Here is a 16,317-nt window from a genome sequence, read left to right as displayed (position 1 = left end):
TGGCTAGTATTCGCGGGACTTGGCATGTGCCTTGCCACAGCTGCGACAAGGCAATCAATGCCGATTGCCCCACCCCACGACAAAGGCGCCGTGTCTCCCCCGTTCCGACGGTGGGTGGCATGGCGCTTTTTTGTTTCTGCGCAAGGTACGGATATGGCGAACAAGACAGTGCGAAGCGTGTGTCCTTATTGCGGCGTCGGCTGCGGCATCGTCATGGAGGTGGCGGACAACCGCGTGGTCAAGGTGAGCGGCGACAAGTCCCACCCGACCAACTTCGGCCGCCTCTGCACCAAGGGCAACACCTGCGCCCAGCCCCTGACCGACTCGGGCCGCATGGAGCACGCCTACCTGCGCCATGAACGCAGCCGCGACCCGGTGCGCAGCGGCATCGACCAGGCCATCGGCGACACCGCAGGGCGCCTGCGCGAGCTGCTCGACGCCTACGGCCCGGACGCCATTTCCTTCTATGTATCCGGGCAGATGTCCCTGGAAGCCCAGTACCTGGCCAACAAGCTGGCCAAGGGATTCATCCGCACCCGCCACATCGAATCCAATTCACGGCTGTGCATGGCCAGTGCCGGCAGCGGCTACAAGCTCTCCCTCGGTTCCGATGGGCCGCCCGGCGCCTACCAGGACTTCGACAAGGCCGACCTCTTCCTGGTAACCGGCGCCAACATGGCCGACTGCCACCCGATCCTCTTCCTGCGCATGATGGACAGGGTCAAGGCCGGGGCAAAGCTGATCGTGGTCGACCCGCGCCGCACCGCCACGGCCGACAAGGCCAGCCTCTATCTGCCGATCAGGCCAGGCACCGACCTTGCCCTGCTCAACGGCCTGCTCCACCTGCTGCATCGCAACGGACACACCGATCCCGACTTCATCGCCGCCCATACCTCAGGCTGGGAGGCCATGCCGGACTTCCTCGAGGACTACGCGCCGGAGCGCGTCGCCGCCATCACCGGGCTGCCCGAAGCGGATATCCACAAGGCCGCACAATGGATCGGCGAAGCCCGGGACTGGATGAGCTGCTGGACCATGGGCCTGAACCAGAGCACCCACGGCACCTGGAACACCAACGCCCTGTGCAACCTGCACCTGGCCACCGGCGCCATCTGCCGTCCGGGCAGCGGCCCCTTCTCCCTCACCGGCCAGCCCAACGCCATGGGCGGTCGCGAGATGGGCTACATGGGCCCCGGCCTGCCCGGCCAGCGTTCACTGCTGGTGGACGCCGACCGGGCGTTCATCGAAGACCTGTGGCAACTGCCGCGCGGCCACCTGCGCCAGGACGGCGGCAACGGCACTGTCGCCATGTTCGAGGCCATGATCGCAGGGGACATCAAGGCCTGCTGGATCATCTGCACCAACCCGGCGGCCACCGTACCCAACCGTCGCCTGGCCATCGAAGGCCTGCAGGCGGCCGAACTGGTGATCACCCAGGATGCCTTCCTCGATACCGAAACCAACCGCTACGCCGACATCCTCCTGCCCGGTGCTCTCTGGGCCGAGGCGGAAGGCGTGATGATCAACTCCGAGCGCACCCTCACCCTCACCCGGAAAGCCGTGGACGCCCCCGGCGACAGCCTGCCGGACTGGCAGATCATCGCCCGCGTCGCCTGTGCCATGGGCTTCGGAGAAGCCTTCAGCTACGCCTCCGCTGCCGAGGTATTCGAGGAAATCAAACGCGCCTGGAACCCGAAGACCGGCTACGACATCCGCGGCGCCAGTCATGCACTGCTGCGCCTGGGGCCGATGCAATGGCCCTGTGCGCCGGAAAGCCCCGCCAACGCCCGCAACCCCGTCCGCTACCTCAACGACGGCATCAGCCAGGCGCCCAGGACCGACGCCGACGGCAGCCGTCCGGCCATCGCCTTCGCCACCGAAGACGGCAGGGGCGTGTTCCTGGCCCGCCCGCACATGGCGCCGGCGGAGCTGCCCGATGACGAATTTCCCCTGGTGCTCAACACCGGGCGCGTGCAGCACCAGTGGCACACCCTGACCAAGACCGGCAAGGTCTCGACCCTGAACAAGCTCAACCCCGGCCCCTTCGTGGAAATCCATCCGGTCGACGCCAGCCGCCTTGGCATCCTCGACAAGGGCCAGGTGGAAGTGCGTTCCCGCCGCGGCCGCGCAGTGTTGCCAGCGGTGGTCAGCGACCGGGTGCAGCCGGGCAACTGCTTTGCGCCCTTCCACTGGAACGACCGCTATGGCGACGACCTGGCGATCAACGCCGTGACCAGCGACGCCATCGACCCCATTTCGCTGCAGCCGGAGTTCAAGTACAGCGCCGTTGCCCTGGCGCCCGTCGCGCCGGCCAGACCCCAGCTCATCCCCTTGGTAGAAGCCGAGCCGGCCCCGGCCAGCGCCGCTGCCGGTCTTCCGGAGGAACTCGCCGACATGCCGATCAACGCCTTCGCCCGTCTGCTGAACCTCGATGCCAGCGCCGAACTCTGCCTGGCGCCCACCGAGCAGCGCTACCTGCAGGGTTACCTGCTCGGCCTGCGCAGCGAGGAGAGCCGCAAGCTGGGCGGCGTGCCCACCCTGCCGAGCTGCGCGCCACTGGCCCCGGAAACCCGCCTGCTGCTGGACGGCATCCTCGCCGGGTTGTTCTCCCGTAGCTGGGAGGCGCCCGCGCCTGCAGCAGCCGAAGCGCCGGCTGCGGAAAAGCCGCTGCTGGTGCTCTGGTGCTCGCAAACCGGCAATGCGGAAAGCTACGCCACCCTCTGCGCCAACAGCCTCAAGGCCGACGGCCGCGCGGTACAGGTACGCTCCATGGACCTTGTCCAGCCTGCCGAACTGGCTGGCGCCGGTGCCGCACTGCTGATCGCCAGCACCTTCGGCGACGGCGACCCGTCCGACAATGGCACTGCCTTCTGGAGCGCCCTGACTGCGGACGATGCGCCATCCCTGGCCGGGCTGGACTTTGCCGTGCTGGCCATGGGTGACTCCAACTACGACCAGTTCTGCGGCTTCGGCCGCAAGCTCGACGCCCGTCTCGAAGCCCTTGGCGCGCGCCGACTTGCACCACGGGTGGATTGCGAACCGGAATATGAGGAACCGGCGCAGGCCTGGCTGGCCAGCGTCCGCGCCGCCCTGGCCGGCACCGAAGTCACGCAACCTGTGCCGGAAACAGCCGGAGCGCCAGCAAAGGAGGCCGATGCGCCCACCTACAGCCGCCAGCGCCCCCTCGCCTCCCGCCTGCTGCGCAACCCGGTACTGAACGCCCCCGGCTCCTGCAAGGAAACCCGGCAGATCGTGCTCGACCTCAAGGACAGCGGCTTGCGCTACCAGGCCGGAGATGCGCTGGGGGTGTGGCCGAGCAACTGCCCGAATCTGGTGAACGAAATGCTGGCCGCACTGAAGCTGGACGGTGACCAGCGGGTGGAGATCAAGGACCAGGGCGCGATGCCCCTGTCGACCGCCCTGGGCCACCACTTCGAAATCGCGAAGATCACCCCCGACCTGCTGCGCTTCGTCGCCGAGCGTTCCGCGAGCGAGGAACTCAAGGCCCTGCTGGAGCCGGCGAACAAGGCCAGGCTGGATGATTGGCTCTGGGGACGGCAATTGGCCGACCTGCTGCGCACCCACCCCATCCGGGTCAGCGCGGACGAACTTCTGGGCAGGCTGAAACGCCTGCAGCCCCGCCTCTACTCCATCGCGTCCAGTCCGCTGGCGACGCCCGATGAGGTGCACCTGACGGTGTCCACCGTGCGCTACCAGTGCGAGGGCCAGGACCGTGCGGGCATCTGCTCGGCCTTCCTCGCCGACCGTGCCGGCCAGGGCGATGTGTCGATATTCATCCAGAAGTCCGCCCATTTCCGCGTACCGGCCGACCCCGAGCGGCCGATGATCATGGTCGGCCCCGGCACCGGCATCGCCCCCTTCCGCGCCTTCCTCCAGGAACGCCAGGCATCGGGCGCCAGAGGCCGCAACTGGCTGTTCTTCGGTGAACAGCGGGAAGCCACCGACTTCTACTACCGCGACGAGTTGGAAGCCTGGCAGGCCTCCGGCCACCTGCACCGCCTGGACACCGCCTTTTCCCGCGACCAGGCGGAGAAGGTCTACGTGCAGCAACGCATGCTGGAACAGGGCGCAGAGTTATGGCGCTGGCTGGAGGATGGCGCGCATTTCTATGTCTGTGGCGACGCCAGCCGCATGGCCAAGGATGTGGATGCGGCGCTCAAGGCGGTGGTGCGGGAGCACGGCGGGATGAGCGCGGCACAAGCCGAGGCTTATGTCAGCGCCCTGGCCAGGGACAAGCGCTATGTCCGGGATGTGTACTGAGGGCGGGCCTGCCGCCCGCAAAGCGAATGAATTCGCCCCACAGGAAGCTACACAACCTCCAGCCCGCACGGGCCGTTTCCCTCTCCTCTTCAGGGAGAGGGCGCACGCCCCACTACGGCCCAATCGCCGTCAGCACGTCCTCGGTCGTCAGGATGGCGTGCGCGTAAGTCGGCCCATTCAGCTCATGGGCTGCGTGCATCGCTTCGGGGGAAAAGGCCGCCGTCGCGTCCCGCACCAGCGTCACGTGGTAACCCAGTTCCGCCGCGAATCGCCCGGTGGATTCGATGCAGGTATTGGCCAGCATGCCCACGAGGATCACCTGCTGCACGCCGTGCTGCTTGAGCTGGTAGTCGAGGTCGGTATTGGCGAAACCGCTGCCGCCCCAATGTTCGTGCACCAGCACGTCACCTGCCTGGGGCTGGAAGTCCGGATGCCATTCGCCGCCCCAGGTTCCGGCGGCGAACACCTGGGCGCGGGCGGCGCCGATCTGGTAGGGACTGGGGTATTTCCAGCTCTTGAGGTCGTCGGGGCGGGCGCGATGGTGGGGCACGTAAAACAGCTGGATACCCGCCTTGCGTGCCGCCGCCACGACCTTGCGCAGGTTGTCCAGGGTGCCCACGGCGTCGGCCACGGGTTTGGCCAGGCCATGGAGCTTGCCGCCCTCGCTGAGGAAGTCGTTGTATGGGTCCACCAGCAGCAGGCCGGTGCTTTCACGTGGATAGGTCATGACGCGGCCCTTCAATGCGGTCGATAACCTGTGCCAGTGTAGAGCGCCCTGGCCGAGTCGCCTCGCGACTACGGCATGCCGCAGCCGTTCATTGATTGAAGCGGGAGTCGTCGCGCTGGAAGTGCAGCAGCGATCCTTTATAGGCTTCGCCGTTGTTCATCACGCGATTCATGCAGGTGATCTGCGACGCGTACTCCAGCTCAGCCATTTCCCTGCAGAACTTCGAGCGGTTCGGGCGATTGGGATCGACGATGTAGACATCCACCAGGTCCGCCGAATGCCGGTCGATGAAGTCGGCAAGCTGCGCCGGTTGTTCGCGCTCGTATATGACATCGCTGCCGATGATCATGTCGAACAGCCCGAGGTCGTCATTGATGTCGGACCATTTGGCGGCCTGGTAATTGATCGGTCCGAGATCGTTCAGGCGCAGGTTTTCCGCCAGGAATCCGGGAATCAGCGGGTGATAGTCACTGGCCGTTACGTCGCCGCCCCGCCGGTGCACGACAAGACTGGCCAGGGCCAGACCAGCCCCCACTTCGAGGATGCGCTTACCCTCCAGCTCCATCGTCAGCATGGTGTGCGCCAGCACCTGCCCAGACGGCCAGACCTGACCGAACAAGGGCCAGCTTTCGGGGGATATTCCGAGATTCTCCGCCTCGAGTTCCGGATCGTGATACTGCTGATGATCGAGTAATGAGCGGATATGAAAATCCATATCCCCTACTGATATATCCTGAAATCTGACTTGATAGCCCGGCATGCAGAACTCTCCAATACAGCGAGTGATGCCGCCAGAAGCACAGAACCTAATAGTTTTCTTGCAACTATCAAAGGTTCATGGAGGCGTTGAAAGACAAAAGAATGGCTACCAGCGATATGTGCCGGCGGAACAATTTTGAATTCTCAGGGGATTTAAATAGAAAAGCCCCGCACTTGCGGGGCTCTTCGAACGAAAAAGTATCAGGCTACCTGAACTTTGTCCGCTTGCAGGCCTTTCTGGCCACGTACGACTTCGAAGGTCACTTGCTGGCCTTCGCTGAGGCTCTTGAAGCCGGAGCTCTCGATCGAACGGTAGTGAACGAACAGATCAGCGCCTTCTGCCGGGGTGATGAAGCCGAAGCCTTTTTCATCGTTGAACCACTTGACGGTGCCGGATTGACGATTGGACATTTTATATCTCCAGGATAAAAAGAAATAACCCTGACAATAAATCAGGAATTACTGAAGTGCTAAAGCTGTAACGAATCGAGGAGATGAAATAACTTCAATCAGAACATCAAGCCAAGTATCGCAGAGACAATTGCAGCGCAGTGGGCAGGACTATACGCGGTTCAGCCAGGAAGTACAGGTTTATTTTCCGCCAAATAATTCGACCAGCCAAATACGCTTGGCATTCATACGCTTAGGCGGGAAACACAGAAATCCCCACAGGCGGGACTCCACGAATCGCCGGTTTCCCGCCCTCGTCCAGTCGTCACGACGACTGCATCAGTTCCAGGATCTGCGCATGCAGACGCGGGTCGCCACAGGCGATGACGTCACCACCATTCTGCGCGTCGCCGCCATCCCAGCGGGTCACCACACCGCCGGCGCCCTGGATGATCGGCATCAGCGCCTGGATGTCGTAAGGCTTGAGGCCCGGGTCGAGGACGATATCCACCAGCCCCAGGGCGAGCATGCAGTAGGCGTAGCAATCGCCGCTGTAGCGTACCAGGCGCACTTCGCTCGACAGCTTGCTGAACAGGTCACTATAGGGCGGCTGCTGGAAATGCTCGGGGCTGGTGACCATCAGGGTCGCGTCGGCCAGGTTGCGGCAGGCGCGGGTCTGGATCGGCCGGCCATTGAGCGAGGCTGTGCTGCCATCGCCGATGAAGCGCTCGCGGGTGAAGGGCTGGTCCATCACGCCCAGCGCCGGGCGGGTGCCGTCGTTGAGGGCGATCAGGGTGCCCCAGAGCGGGATGCCGCTGATGAAGGAGCGGGTGCCGTCCACCGGGTCCAGCACCCAGGTCCAGGGCTCTTCACCTGCGATGTTCTCCTCTTCTTCACCCAGCACGCCGTGGCTGGGGAAGCGCTGGGCGATCAGGTCGCGCATGGCGCGCTCGGCGCCCTTGTCGGCGAGGGTCACGGGGTCGAAGCGCTCGGCCTCCTTGTTCTCCACCTCCAGGGGCAGGCGGAAGTAGGTCAGGGTGACCTTGGCCGCTGCATCCGCCAGTTCTTCGGCGAATTCCAGGTAATCGGGGGGAAGGGTCTGGTCGTTCATGGGCACTCCGGTTCGGACTTATCAGCAGAATTTCAGCTGGGGATAGTAGAGCGAAATGCCGTCCGTATCGACGTACCTGTCGCGCCGGGGCCCGGGCGGGCCCTCGGCTTGCCGGTGTCCGCGGGCCGAAGCCGGCCTGCGGAACGTGGCGGTCGCCTTACCGGGCCTGCTGCGCCAGGTACTCGTCGGTGGAAACCACCTTGGCATAGGCGAAGGCCAGGGCGGCCATGAACGCGCCATGGACCTGCGCGGCGGGAATGGTCTTGCCCTGGAACTCCAGGTCCCGCGTGGCACAGGCATCATGGATCACGGTGACCTCGTAGCCGAAGTCGGCCGCCGCACGGGTGACGCCGTCGACGCACATGTGGCTCATGCTGCCGACCACGATCAGGTTGCCTACGCCGCTGCCGTCGAGGATTTCCTTCAGGTTGGTTTCCCGGAAGGAGTTGACGAAGTGCTTCAGGACCACAGGCTCGCCGTCGGCGTTGAGCACCTTGGGATGGATTTCCGCACCTTCGGAGCCGGGACGGAAGAACGGCGCCTCCGGGCTGGTGAACTCATGGCGGATATGCACCACCAGGTCGCCTGCCTCACGGGCGGCGGCGATGATCCGGGCGGCGTTGTCGGCAGCGGCGTCGGCACCGCTCAGGGTCCACAGGCCACCGGGGAAATAGTCCTTCTGGATGTCGACTACGATGACGGCTTGCTTGCTCATGATTTTCACCTCAGGTTGTGGGAGTGGAGACGTGGGGCCTAAGGTGCTCCTCCCGGCGCCGGATGAGGATCGGCGCAACCGACAAATTCGCAGGAAAAACTGACAATGAAAACGATGCTGGAGATCGGCCTCCTGCTCTATCCCGGCGCCCAGCTGGCAGCCGCCCACGGCCTCTCCGACCTGTTCGCGGTCGCCAATCGCCTGGCCGCCGAGCACACCGATGCCGACCTTCCCGCCCTGCGGGTGCGCCACTGGAGCGCCAACGCGGATGGCGAAATCCGCTGCACCTGGGACAGCCATCCGGACGCCGAAAGCCGGCCTGCCGTGGTGATCGCCCTGCCCTGCATCGGCGCGCTGCCCCCTGCCGAAACCCTCCAACCCTTCGTCGACTGGCTCAGCCTGCGGCACGCAGCCGGCGTCACCCTCTGTTCGGTGTGTGCCGGAGCCTTCGTGCTGGCCCAGACCGGACTGCTCGCCGGCCGTCCCCTGACCACCCATTGGAGCCTGGCCAAGGAACTCGGCGAGCGCTACCCGGAGGTGAAGGTGGATGCCGACAAACTGGTGGTGGACGACGGCGACATCATCACCGCCGGGGGCGTGATGGCCTGGACCGACCTGGGGCTGACCCTGGTGGACCGCCTGCTGGGCCCAACCATCGCCGCGAATACCGCAAGCTTCCTCGCCCTCGACCTGACCCGGCACTCGCAGCAGTACTTCCGCCGCTTCACCCCGCGCCTCACCCACGGCGACGAGGCGGTGCTCAAGGTGCAGCGCTGGCTGCAACGCCAGGACGCGCGCCAGGTCAGCCTCCCCGCCATGGCCGCCGAAGCCGGGCTGGGCGAACGCACCTTCCTGCGCCGTTTCCAGCAGGCCACCGGCCTGCGCCCCACCGAGTACTGCCAGCAACTGCGCGCGGCCAAGGCCCGCGAGCTGCTGGAACTCACCAACCGCTCAGTTGACCAGATCGCCTGGGAAGTCGGCTACCAGGACCCGGCAGCCTTCCGGAAGGTGTTCAACAGGATGGTGGGATTGTCGCCCACGGATTATCGGCGGCGGTTCGGGCGCAGGAGCCTGGGGGAAGGCTGATGGAACGAAGCCAGGTGTGCATCGCTAGTTGAGCACCTGCGGTGCCTATCCCCTCAGGACCTTCGCAGATGGCTCCTGCAGTTGGTGCGCACGGCGCCCCCTACCGGATCAGTTTCATCCTGCTAGCCCGAGTCATCGAATCGTCACAAACCTGGCCGGCGCCCCATGACGACGTCGAGGCGCTTTCAATCCGGAAACGGCGACCGCTTCTCAGAAGGGAAACGGACTCGAATCACCCAGCCCGAACGACTTGTATCAATGGCACTCGATTCGGTTGCGACCGCCCCGCTTGGCGCGGTACAGCGCCATGTCGCTGCGCGACAACGTGGTTTCGGTGTTCACATCCGAGGCATTGATGGCGGCGATGCCGACGCTGACGGCCAGCGGGATTCGTGCATCGGCGAGCAGCACGGGCGCATTGGCGAGTTCGCTCTGGATGCGCCGGGCAAAGATCACGGCCTGGTCAATGCCGGCATCGCTCAGCACCACCGCGAACTCCTCGCCCCCCATCCGCCCCGCTGCGTCGGTCTTGCGCAGCTGCGAGCAGAGGATCGCCGCGAAATGCCGCAGCGCCTGGTCGCCCACGGAATGCCCCCATTGGTCGTTGATCGCCTTGAAGTGATCCAGGTCGAACATCAGGATCGTCGCGCAGTGGCCTGCCGTGCGCTGCACCCGGGCCAGCTCGGCATCGAGTTGCTGCATGAAGTGCCGACGGTTGGACAGCTGGGTCAGGGAGTCCGTGGTGGCGAAAACCTGCAGTTCGGCTTCGATCTGCTTGCGCTCGGTCACATCGGTGATGAAGCCGTGCCAGACCAGGCTGCCGTCGTCCAGCCGCCTGGGGCGTGCATCGCCTTGCCGCCAGGAGTCGCCTCGTCCTGGCAATCGCACCCGGTACTCCAGGCGCCAGGGCGTCAGCGAGCGTGCCGAGTCATCGAAGGACGCGTGGTAACGGCCCAGGTCGTCCGGGTGGATGATCCCCAGCAATGCCTCTTCGTTGTCCGCCAACTGTTCCGGGGTCAACCCGTAGATGTCCCGAACCCCGGCACTGACATAGGAAAAACAGGATCGACCGTCCGGCAGGCGCCGATACTGGAAGGCCATCCCCGGAATCTCGTTGGTCAGGTCGGTCATCAGCGCCGCGGTCTGCTGCACCTGTTCAGACATCAAGCGCATGGCGGTGATGTCGGTGGTCGTACCGATCATGCGCAATGGCTTGCCGGCCGCATCACGCTCGACGACCTTGCCCCGGCTGCACACCCACTTGTAGCTGCCGTCCTTGCAGCGCAGGCGATGTTCAACCTCGTACGACTCGGTTCGTTGCTCGAAGTGGGCCTGGATGGTCGCCTTGACATAGTCCAGGTCCGCCGGATGGACGCGCGTGTAGCTTTCCTCGATACGATTGCCCACTTCGTGGTCGGCGTAGCCCAGCAATGCCTTCCAGCCGCTGGAATAGTGTATTTCGCCAGTAACCGCGTTGCGGTCCCAGATGCCGGTGCCGCTTCCGGCGATGGCCAGGGCCATGCGCCTTTCGCTCACGCGCAGCGCACCCAGTTCCTGTTCCAGATGGGCGTCCGCCTGCTCCCGCGCCAACAGGCTGGCGGCAATCCCGGCCAGCTCGCGGAACACCTGCTGCTGGGTCAGGTCCAGCTCGCGCGGCTGGTCGTGCAGCAGGCACATCGTGCCGAATATCGCCCCGTCCGGAGCCCGCAGCGGGCAGGCGGCGAGAAAGCGCACATGGGGCGACGCCATCACCAGGTAATGTTCGCGGAAGCGTGCATCGCGATGGGCATCGGGCACCACGAGCAGCGTGTCGGTGCGGCGCCAGACGAGGTCCGGGGGATAGATTCCGGAGGCGTTGCCCAGGGCCAGGCCATCGCAGGTCCGGACCTGCTGGCTCTCCCCGGCGCCAGTCGTCAGCAACGCGGCCATGACGCCGAAATGGCTCCGGGCCAGGCGGGTCAGACCATCGAATCGCTCATCGTTGGCGCTCTCTGACGCCTTGAGAGAGTACAGCGGCTGCATGCGGGCTCCGGCCGTGCCAGGACTTCGGACGACACCTGGCGCTGATCGTTCATGGGGAAGTGGAGTCTATCCATAATGGCAATCTAGCGTCACATCACCATTACAGCGGGCTCTGCGCGAATTCGCCATGCGGCGCCCGGCTCAGCAGTACTGTTTTACCGCTTCAGCCAGATCTGCCGCTACCCAGGCCGATGGCGCCCGCGCCTCGTCGCCCGCGCGGTACTTGCCCGTGCGTACCAGGCAGGCGGTCAGCCCGGCCTGTTGGGCACCGAGGACATCGGCAACCACATCGTCGCCAATCATCAATGTGGCCGCCGCGCTGGTTCCCAGATCATCCAGCACGCTGGCGAAGAAGGCAGAGGAAGGCTTGCCCAGCACCAGCGCCGAGGTTCCCGCCGCATACTCCAGCGCCCGCACGAAAGGACCGGCGTCCAGGTGCAAGGCGCCCTGACTGCGGAAGTAGCGGTTGTCGCCCATGCAGATCAGCGGTGCGCCGTCGACCAGCAACTGGAAGGCGCGATCGAGGTGGGCATAGTCGAAGCGCAGCTCCGCATCCCCAAGGACCACCGCGTTGGGATCGGGCAGGTCCAGCAGGTCGGCGAACTCCTCCTCCAGCCCGGGATGGATCAGGCAATAGGGTCTCAGACCCTGGGCCCGTACATGCCGCAGCACGGCCCGGGGCGCGGTGAAGATCTGCTCGGGGTCCACGGCAAAGCCCATCGCTGTCAATTGCCGATGGAGCGCCGTCCGGCCCTGGCGCGACGTATTGGTGATCAGGCGCAGCGGCACGCCCCGCGCCTGCAGCAGGCGCATCGCTTGCAGCGCGCCCGGCAGGGGCTGGTCGTCCACATGCAAGACGCCACTGATGTCGAGGAGAACCGCCTGCAGCATGGCCGTGTCGAACCCTCAGGTGGATGGTGGGCCGCAGCCCTGGCGAGCACGGAGTCCGTGCCTGAACAGTCTAGGCAGCCCCTCACGCCCTATCCGCCCCATCCGTCCGCCAGAAGCGATTCACTATGCTTTGAGGTAGCAACGGCGGCGGAACGGCCGTCGCCGTTGCGGTCAGCTGCTGAATCCACCTGGCAACCTGGGAGATACGGCCATGACCTTCCGACTTGGCTCCACCGCATTCACCCACAACGAGACGATTCCCGCCCTGCACACCTGCGACGGCCGCGACCTCTCGCCCCCGCTGATCTGGACCGAACCGCCGGCGGGCACCCGCAGCCTGGTGCTGATAGTCGACGACCCGGACGCTCCGGACCCCGACGCACCGAAGATGACCTGGACCCACTGGGTGCTCTACAACCTGCCGCCCACCGCCGGCATCCTGCCCGAAGGCGTGCAGGACAACGCCTTGCCGCCGGGCACCCTGCAAGGGCTGAACGACTGGCAACGCACGGGATACGGCGGTCCCTGCCCACCGATCGGCAATCACCGCTACTTCCACAAGCTGTACGCCCTGGACAAGACGCTGCCCGACATGCGCCGCCCTACCAAGGCGATGCTGATCCACTCGATGGACGGACACATCCTCGCCCAGGCGGAGCTGATCGGCCGGTATCAGCGGCATCGCCAGGCTCGGTAGCCTCCACGGGGTGTCGCGCGCCCCGCAAGGCCTTGTGGGAGCGAGTTCTTTCGCGATTGAAATCGCTCCCACAGAGAGGCGTCGCGCAGCTGGTGCACGAGGCATCCGTCGCGCGGCAACCCGACGAGCCAACTGGCAGCCGCCCCCGCCGCCCCAGTAGAATCCTCGCCCGTCTCCAATCCGAACCTGCGAGAGAGCCGACATGGGCGCCCAGTGGAAAGCCAAACCTAAAGAAGCCGCCGCCAACGCCCGAGGGAAGATCTTCGGCAAGCTGGTGAAAGAGATCATGATCGCCGCGCGTAACGGCGCCGATCCGGACATGAACCCCAAGCTGCGCCTTGCCGTGCACCAGGCCAAGAAAGCCTCCATGCCGAAGGACACCCTGGAGCGCGCCATCAAGAAAGGCGCGGGCCTTTCCGGCGAAGTGGTCAACTACGACCGCACGCTCTACGAGGGCTTCGCGCCGCACCGCGTGCCGGTGATCGTCGAGTGCCTGACCGACAACGTGAACCGCACCGTCGCCGAAGTGCGCGTGCTGTTCCGCAAGGGCCAGCTGGGCACCTCCGGCTCCGTGTCCTGGGACTTCGACCACCTCGGCATGATCGAGGCCGAGCCGGCCAGCGCCGACGCGGACGTTGAACTGGCCGCCATCGAAGCCGGCGCCCAGGACTTCGAAGCCGCCGAGGACGGCGCCACCCTGTTCTACACCGATCCGACTGACCTGGACGCCGTGTGCAAGGCCCTGCCGGAATTCGGCTTCACCGTGCAGTCGGCCAACCTGGGCTACAAGGCGAAGAACCCGGTCAGCCTGTCCGGCGCCGAACTGGAGGAAGTGGAAGCCTTCCTCGAAGCCCTGGACAACCACGACGACGTACAGAACGTCTATGTCGGCCTGCAAGTCGACTGAGCCCCAGAGCCGCCGGCAGTTCCACCAGGAACACGCCGAGCAGGCCCGTGCCGAAGCGTTGCGCCTGCTGGCGCAGCGCGAGGCCATGGGCCCGCGCTGGCTGGCCTGGGTCGCCACCGAGCTCTACCACCTCAAGCCTTCGGCGTTCGCCAGCATGGTGCGCCGCGAACTGGAACGCCTGAGCACGGCAGACCGCCAGTTCGGCCAGGCTTCCAAAGAAGTGCATTGAGCACATCGCGCCCGCAGGTTGCGACTGAGCACAGCGAAGCCCAACGATGCGGGAATCGAACCAATCGTTGGGCCGCGCTTCGCCTGGCGCCAGCCTACGATTGAGCCTGTACCGCCCGGCGCAGGTTGAAGCCCCACCCCTGCTGCATGCCCAGCGCCGCGACGAGGATGGCCGCCACGCCCACCCACTGCAGCAGTTCGAGGTGTCGGCCGAAGGCGAACCAGTCGACGAAGATCGCCGCGATCGGGTAGATGAACGACAGCGCGCCGGTCATGGCAGTCGGCAGTTTCTGGATCGCGCCATAGAGCAGCACGTACATCACACCGGTGTGGACCACGCCGAGGGTCAGCAGGATCGACCAGGTATCGCTGCCCTGGGGCAGGCTCGACAGGTTGGCCATGGGCGCCAGCAGCAGCACGCCGGTGCAGACCTGGATCAGCGCGATCAGGTGCGGCGGTACCCCGCCCAGCCATTTGATGATCAACGCGGCGACGGCATAGAGCAGTGCCGCTCCCAGCGCCAGGGCGATGCCCACCAGGTAGTCGCCGCCCCCCTCGCCCTGCCCGCCATGGGCACTGACGATGGCCAGCATCCCGGCAAATGACACCACCAGCCAGCCGATCTTGCGTGCCGTGATCTGCTCGCCAAGGAACAGCGCCGCCAGCCCAACCAGCATGAACGGCTGGACGTTGTAGATCGCCGTGCCGATGGAGATGGACGCCCGCGAATACGAAGCGAACAGCAGCACCCAGTTGCCGACGATGGCCACGCCGCTGAGTACTGCCAGGAGGAAGGTGGTGCGGGTCAGGATGCCGGGCCGCAGGAAGCCCATGAAAACGCAGATGACCAGCAGGGCTGCCGCGCCGAACAGGCAGCGCCAGAACACCACATCCAGCACCGGCAGCCCGGAAAGCATCACCAGCCAACCGATGGTGCCGGAGATGAGCATGGCGGCGACCATTTCCAACGAACCGCGATGAATTGATTTGTCCATGATTGGGCTCCTCTGCATGGGGGCACAGTATGACGAGCCAGATCAGGCCAATTCCATGCGAAAGCGAAGGCATCCTTTGGCTACTACCTTTACTATCAAGGCACTTTCATCCATTCACCTAACGAGACAGCCATGACCGACGATATCGACCAGTTGCTGATTTCCGCGCTGATGGAAGACTCCCGCCGCTCCCTCAAGGCCCTGGCGCAGATCAGCGGCCTCTCCTCCCCCAGCGTGGCGGAGCGGCTGCGCAAGCTGGAGGAACGCGGCGTGCTCGCCGGCTACACGGTGGAGGTGGACCCGAAGGCCTTCGGCTACCAGTTCCAGGCCATCGTCCGCATCCGCCCCCTGCCCGGCCAGTTGCAGGTGGTGGAACGCAAGATCCAGGAGATTCCGGAGTTCACCGAATGCGACAAGGTGACCGGCGACGACTGCTTCATCGCGCGCCTCTGCGTGCGTTCCATGGAACAGCTGGACACCCTGCTCGACCGCATCAATGTCCATGCCGAAACCAGCACCGCCATCGTCAAGAAGACCCCGGTGAAACGCCGGCTGCCGCCGATGGCGTGACGACATGTGCAGGCCGCGTAGTGGCGCCAGATCCCAAGGCGTCGCGGGGCGAACTCGGTCGCTTCCGCGACGCGGCGCTTCACTCCCCCTTCCTGGCCTCCAGTTTTTCCACCAGCGCCTTGGCCAACGCATGGTCGGAGAATGGGTTCTGCCCGGTGATCAGTTCGCGATCGACCACCACGTTGGGCGACCACGCCTTGCCGTAGCCCATCTCTCCACCCGCTCCCGCCATCGCGTTGGCCGGATAGAAGAGGATGCGATCCCCATTTAGCGAGCTCTCGAACACCTGCTCTTCCGGATCGGCAAAGATGGTCATGCGGTAACCCTGGTAGAGCCAATTGCTGGCCGCCGGCTTTTCACCACGAGCCAGCGCGGCCTGATAGCCCACGGGGTCGTCCTGGGCCGAGAGCAGCGCGATAGGCCCGTGGCAGATGGCTGCAGTGGGCTTGCCGGCCTGGTGGAAGTGACGCAGCAACGTGCCCACCTCAGGGTTGTTGGCCAGATCGATCAGGGGGGCATGGCCGCCGGGAATCAGCAGCCCCGCGTAGCGATCCAGATCATTGGCAAGGACTTCCTTCAGCGACAGGCTGTCTTGAATGCCCGGTAACCCTTCGACGACCGTCTGAATGCGCTTCATTTCCGCTTCATCACCACCGAAGTACTGCGGATCGATGGAACGCTCGTCAACGCTCGGCGCGTTACCCCTGGGGGTCACCAGTACCAGTTGGTAGCCGGCCTTCAGTAAATGGTCGGCAGGCACACCGAACTCGTTGAGATAGAAACCGGTGGGGTACTGCTTGCCATCCTTGAGCGGCAACTGGTTCTCGCTGGAGAGCAGCACCAGCACCTCGCCCTTGGGTGCCGCGATGGCGGTGCCGGCCAGCATCGCGCCAGCGAAGGCCAGCGCCAGGGTGGAAACCTTGGTCATGGGGGAAACT

Annotated in this window: 15 protein-coding genes; 6 read left to right on the top strand and 9 right to left on the bottom strand. The window is 65.1% G+C overall.

Annotated elements, in window-relative coordinates; all coding sequences use genetic code 11:
• Positions 1-153 precede the first annotated feature (153 nt).
• Entirely contained in the window at positions 154-4,281 is a 4,128-nt protein-coding gene (locus tag FXN65_RS07950) for a sulfite reductase subunit alpha (RefSeq protein WP_151132544.1), read from the top strand.
• 112 nt (positions 4,282-4,393) lie between these two features.
• Here FXN65_RS07950 and FXN65_RS07945 read toward each other — a convergent pair whose 3' ends face one another.
• The 5 genes from FXN65_RS07945 to FXN65_RS07925 form a co-directional block, all read right to left on the bottom strand.
• Positions 4,394-5,008, bottom strand: coding sequence for an isochorismatase family cysteine hydrolase (locus FXN65_RS07945; protein ID WP_151132543.1), 615 nt, complete (start codon positions 5,006-5,008; stop codon positions 4,394-4,396).
• An 88-nt stretch (positions 5,009-5,096) separates the two neighbouring features.
• Positions 5,097-5,768 (bottom strand): class I SAM-dependent methyltransferase, encoded by a 672-nt coding sequence (locus tag FXN65_RS07940; RefSeq protein ID WP_226283805.1) that lies wholly within the window; start codon positions 5,766-5,768, stop codon positions 5,097-5,099.
• A gap of 200 nt (positions 5,769-5,968) precedes the next feature.
• Positions 5,969-6,178 (bottom strand): cold-shock protein, encoded by a 210-nt coding sequence (locus tag FXN65_RS07935; RefSeq protein WP_151132542.1) that lies wholly within the window; start codon positions 6,176-6,178, stop codon positions 5,969-5,971.
• A gap of 304 nt (positions 6,179-6,482) precedes the next feature.
• Positions 6,483-7,268 (bottom strand): histidinol-phosphatase, encoded by a 786-nt coding sequence (hisN, locus tag FXN65_RS07930; protein ID WP_151132541.1) that lies wholly within the window; start codon positions 7,266-7,268, stop codon positions 6,483-6,485.
• 157 nt (positions 7,269-7,425) lie between these two features.
• Positions 7,426-7,983, bottom strand: a complete 558-nt coding sequence (locus FXN65_RS07925; RefSeq protein ID WP_151132540.1) for a cysteine hydrolase family protein — start codon at positions 7,981-7,983, stop codon at positions 7,426-7,428.
• Positions 7,984-8,088: 105 nt separating this feature from the next.
• Between FXN65_RS07925 and FXN65_RS07920 the strand changes: the two genes are divergently transcribed.
• The gene (locus FXN65_RS07920; protein WP_151132539.1) at positions 8,089-9,069 is read left to right on the top strand and encodes a GlxA family transcriptional regulator; all 981 of its coding nucleotides are present in this window, start codon (positions 8,089-8,091) and stop codon (positions 9,067-9,069) included.
• 255 nt (positions 9,070-9,324) lie between these two features.
• Here FXN65_RS07920 and FXN65_RS07915 read toward each other — a convergent pair whose 3' ends face one another.
• Entirely contained in the window at positions 9,325-11,091 is a 1,767-nt protein-coding gene (locus FXN65_RS07915) for a sensor domain-containing diguanylate cyclase (RefSeq protein ID WP_151132538.1), read from the bottom strand.
• A gap of 141 nt (positions 11,092-11,232) precedes the next feature.
• A complete protein-coding gene (locus tag FXN65_RS07910; protein WP_151132537.1) occupies positions 11,233-11,982 on the bottom strand; it encodes a TIGR01458 family HAD-type hydrolase in 750 nt (249 codons plus the stop codon).
• 211 nt (positions 11,983-12,193) lie between these two features.
• Here FXN65_RS07910 and FXN65_RS07905 point away from each other — a divergent pair, with 211 nt between their 5' ends.
• The 3 genes from FXN65_RS07905 (at position 12,194) to FXN65_RS07895 (ending at position 13,815) form a co-directional block, all read left to right on the top strand.
• Positions 12,194-12,679, top strand: coding sequence for a YbhB/YbcL family Raf kinase inhibitor-like protein (locus FXN65_RS07905; protein ID WP_151132536.1), 486 nt, complete (start codon positions 12,194-12,196; stop codon positions 12,677-12,679).
• Between the two features lie 202 nt (positions 12,680-12,881).
• Positions 12,882-13,586 carry a YebC/PmpR family DNA-binding transcriptional regulator gene (locus FXN65_RS07900; RefSeq protein ID WP_151132535.1) on the top strand — a complete coding sequence of 235 codons (705 nt, stop codon included), beginning with the start codon at positions 12,882-12,884 and terminating at the stop codon, positions 13,584-13,586.
• Positions 13,564-13,815, top strand: coding sequence for a hypothetical protein (locus tag FXN65_RS07895; protein WP_151132534.1), 252 nt, complete (start codon positions 13,564-13,566; stop codon positions 13,813-13,815). Before FXN65_RS07900 ends, FXN65_RS07895 begins: the two co-directional genes overlap by 23 nt.
• Before the next feature lie 94 nt (positions 13,816-13,909).
• Here the strand turns inward: FXN65_RS07895 and FXN65_RS07890 are convergent, their stop codons facing one another.
• Complete coding sequence (locus FXN65_RS07890; protein ID WP_151132533.1) at positions 13,910-14,809, bottom strand: DMT family transporter; 900 nt, start codon at positions 14,807-14,809, stop codon at positions 13,910-13,912.
• A 132-nt stretch (positions 14,810-14,941) separates the two neighbouring features.
• On the opposite strand from FXN65_RS07890, the gene FXN65_RS07885 reads away from it, so the two are divergent.
• Positions 14,942-15,379, top strand: a complete 438-nt coding sequence (locus FXN65_RS07885) for an Lrp/AsnC family transcriptional regulator (RefSeq protein ID WP_151132532.1) — start codon at positions 14,942-14,944, stop codon at positions 15,377-15,379.
• 79 nt (positions 15,380-15,458) lie between these two features.
• Here the strand turns inward: FXN65_RS07885 and FXN65_RS07880 are convergent, their stop codons facing one another.
• Positions 15,459-16,307, bottom strand: a complete 849-nt coding sequence (locus tag FXN65_RS07880; protein WP_151132531.1) for a type 1 glutamine amidotransferase domain-containing protein — start codon at positions 16,305-16,307, stop codon at positions 15,459-15,461.
• Positions 16,308-16,317: the final 10 nt, after the last annotated feature.

It is taken from the genome of Pseudomonas lalkuanensis (assembly GCF_008807375.1).
GTDB classification, from domain to species: domain Bacteria; phylum Pseudomonadota; class Gammaproteobacteria; order Pseudomonadales; family Pseudomonadaceae; genus Metapseudomonas; species Metapseudomonas lalkuanensis.
This window is presented reverse-complemented; position numbering and strand designations above follow the sequence as displayed.

Bases quoted from the DNA above. Each gene is read 5' to 3' on its own strand.
- FXN65_RS07950 (WP_151132544.1), top strand. From the start codon at position 154: ATGGCGAACAAGACAGTGCGAAGCGTGTGTCCTTATTGCGGCGTCGGC.
- FXN65_RS07945 (WP_151132543.1), bottom strand. From the start codon at position 5,008: ATGACCTATCCACGTGAAAGCACCGGCCTGCTGCTGGTGGACCCATAC.
- FXN65_RS07940 (WP_226283805.1), bottom strand. From the start codon at position 5,768: ATGCCGGGCTATCAAGTCAGATTTCAGGATATATCAGTAGGGGATATG.
- FXN65_RS07935 (WP_151132542.1), bottom strand. From the start codon at position 6,178: ATGTCCAATCGTCAATCCGGCACCGTCAAGTGGTTCAACGATGAAAAA.
- hisN (WP_151132541.1), bottom strand. From the start codon at position 7,268: ATGAACGACCAGACCCTTCCCCCCGATTACCTGGAATTCGCCGAAGAA.
- FXN65_RS07925 (WP_151132540.1), bottom strand. From the start codon at position 7,983: ATGAGCAAGCAAGCCGTCATCGTAGTCGACATCCAGAAGGACTATTTC.
- FXN65_RS07920 (WP_151132539.1), top strand. From the start codon at position 8,089: ATGAAAACGATGCTGGAGATCGGCCTCCTGCTCTATCCCGGCGCCCAG.
- FXN65_RS07915 (WP_151132538.1), bottom strand. From the start codon at position 11,091: ATGCAGCCGCTGTACTCTCTCAAGGCGTCAGAGAGCGCCAACGATGAG.
- FXN65_RS07910 (WP_151132537.1), bottom strand. From the start codon at position 11,982: ATGCTGCAGGCGGTTCTCCTCGACATCAGTGGCGTCTTGCATGTGGAC.
- FXN65_RS07905 (WP_151132536.1), top strand. From the start codon at position 12,194: ATGACCTTCCGACTTGGCTCCACCGCATTCACCCACAACGAGACGATT.
- FXN65_RS07900 (WP_151132535.1), top strand. From the start codon at position 12,882: ATGGGCGCCCAGTGGAAAGCCAAACCTAAAGAAGCCGCCGCCAACGCC.
- FXN65_RS07895 (WP_151132534.1), top strand. From the start codon at position 13,564: ATGTCGGCCTGCAAGTCGACTGAGCCCCAGAGCCGCCGGCAGTTCCAC.
- FXN65_RS07890 (WP_151132533.1), bottom strand. From the start codon at position 14,809: ATGGACAAATCAATTCATCGCGGTTCGTTGGAAATGGTCGCCGCCATG.
- FXN65_RS07885 (WP_151132532.1), top strand. From the start codon at position 14,942: ATGACCGACGATATCGACCAGTTGCTGATTTCCGCGCTGATGGAAGAC.
- FXN65_RS07880 (WP_151132531.1), bottom strand. From the start codon at position 16,307: ATGACCAAGGTTTCCACCCTGGCGCTGGCCTTCGCTGGCGCGATGCTG.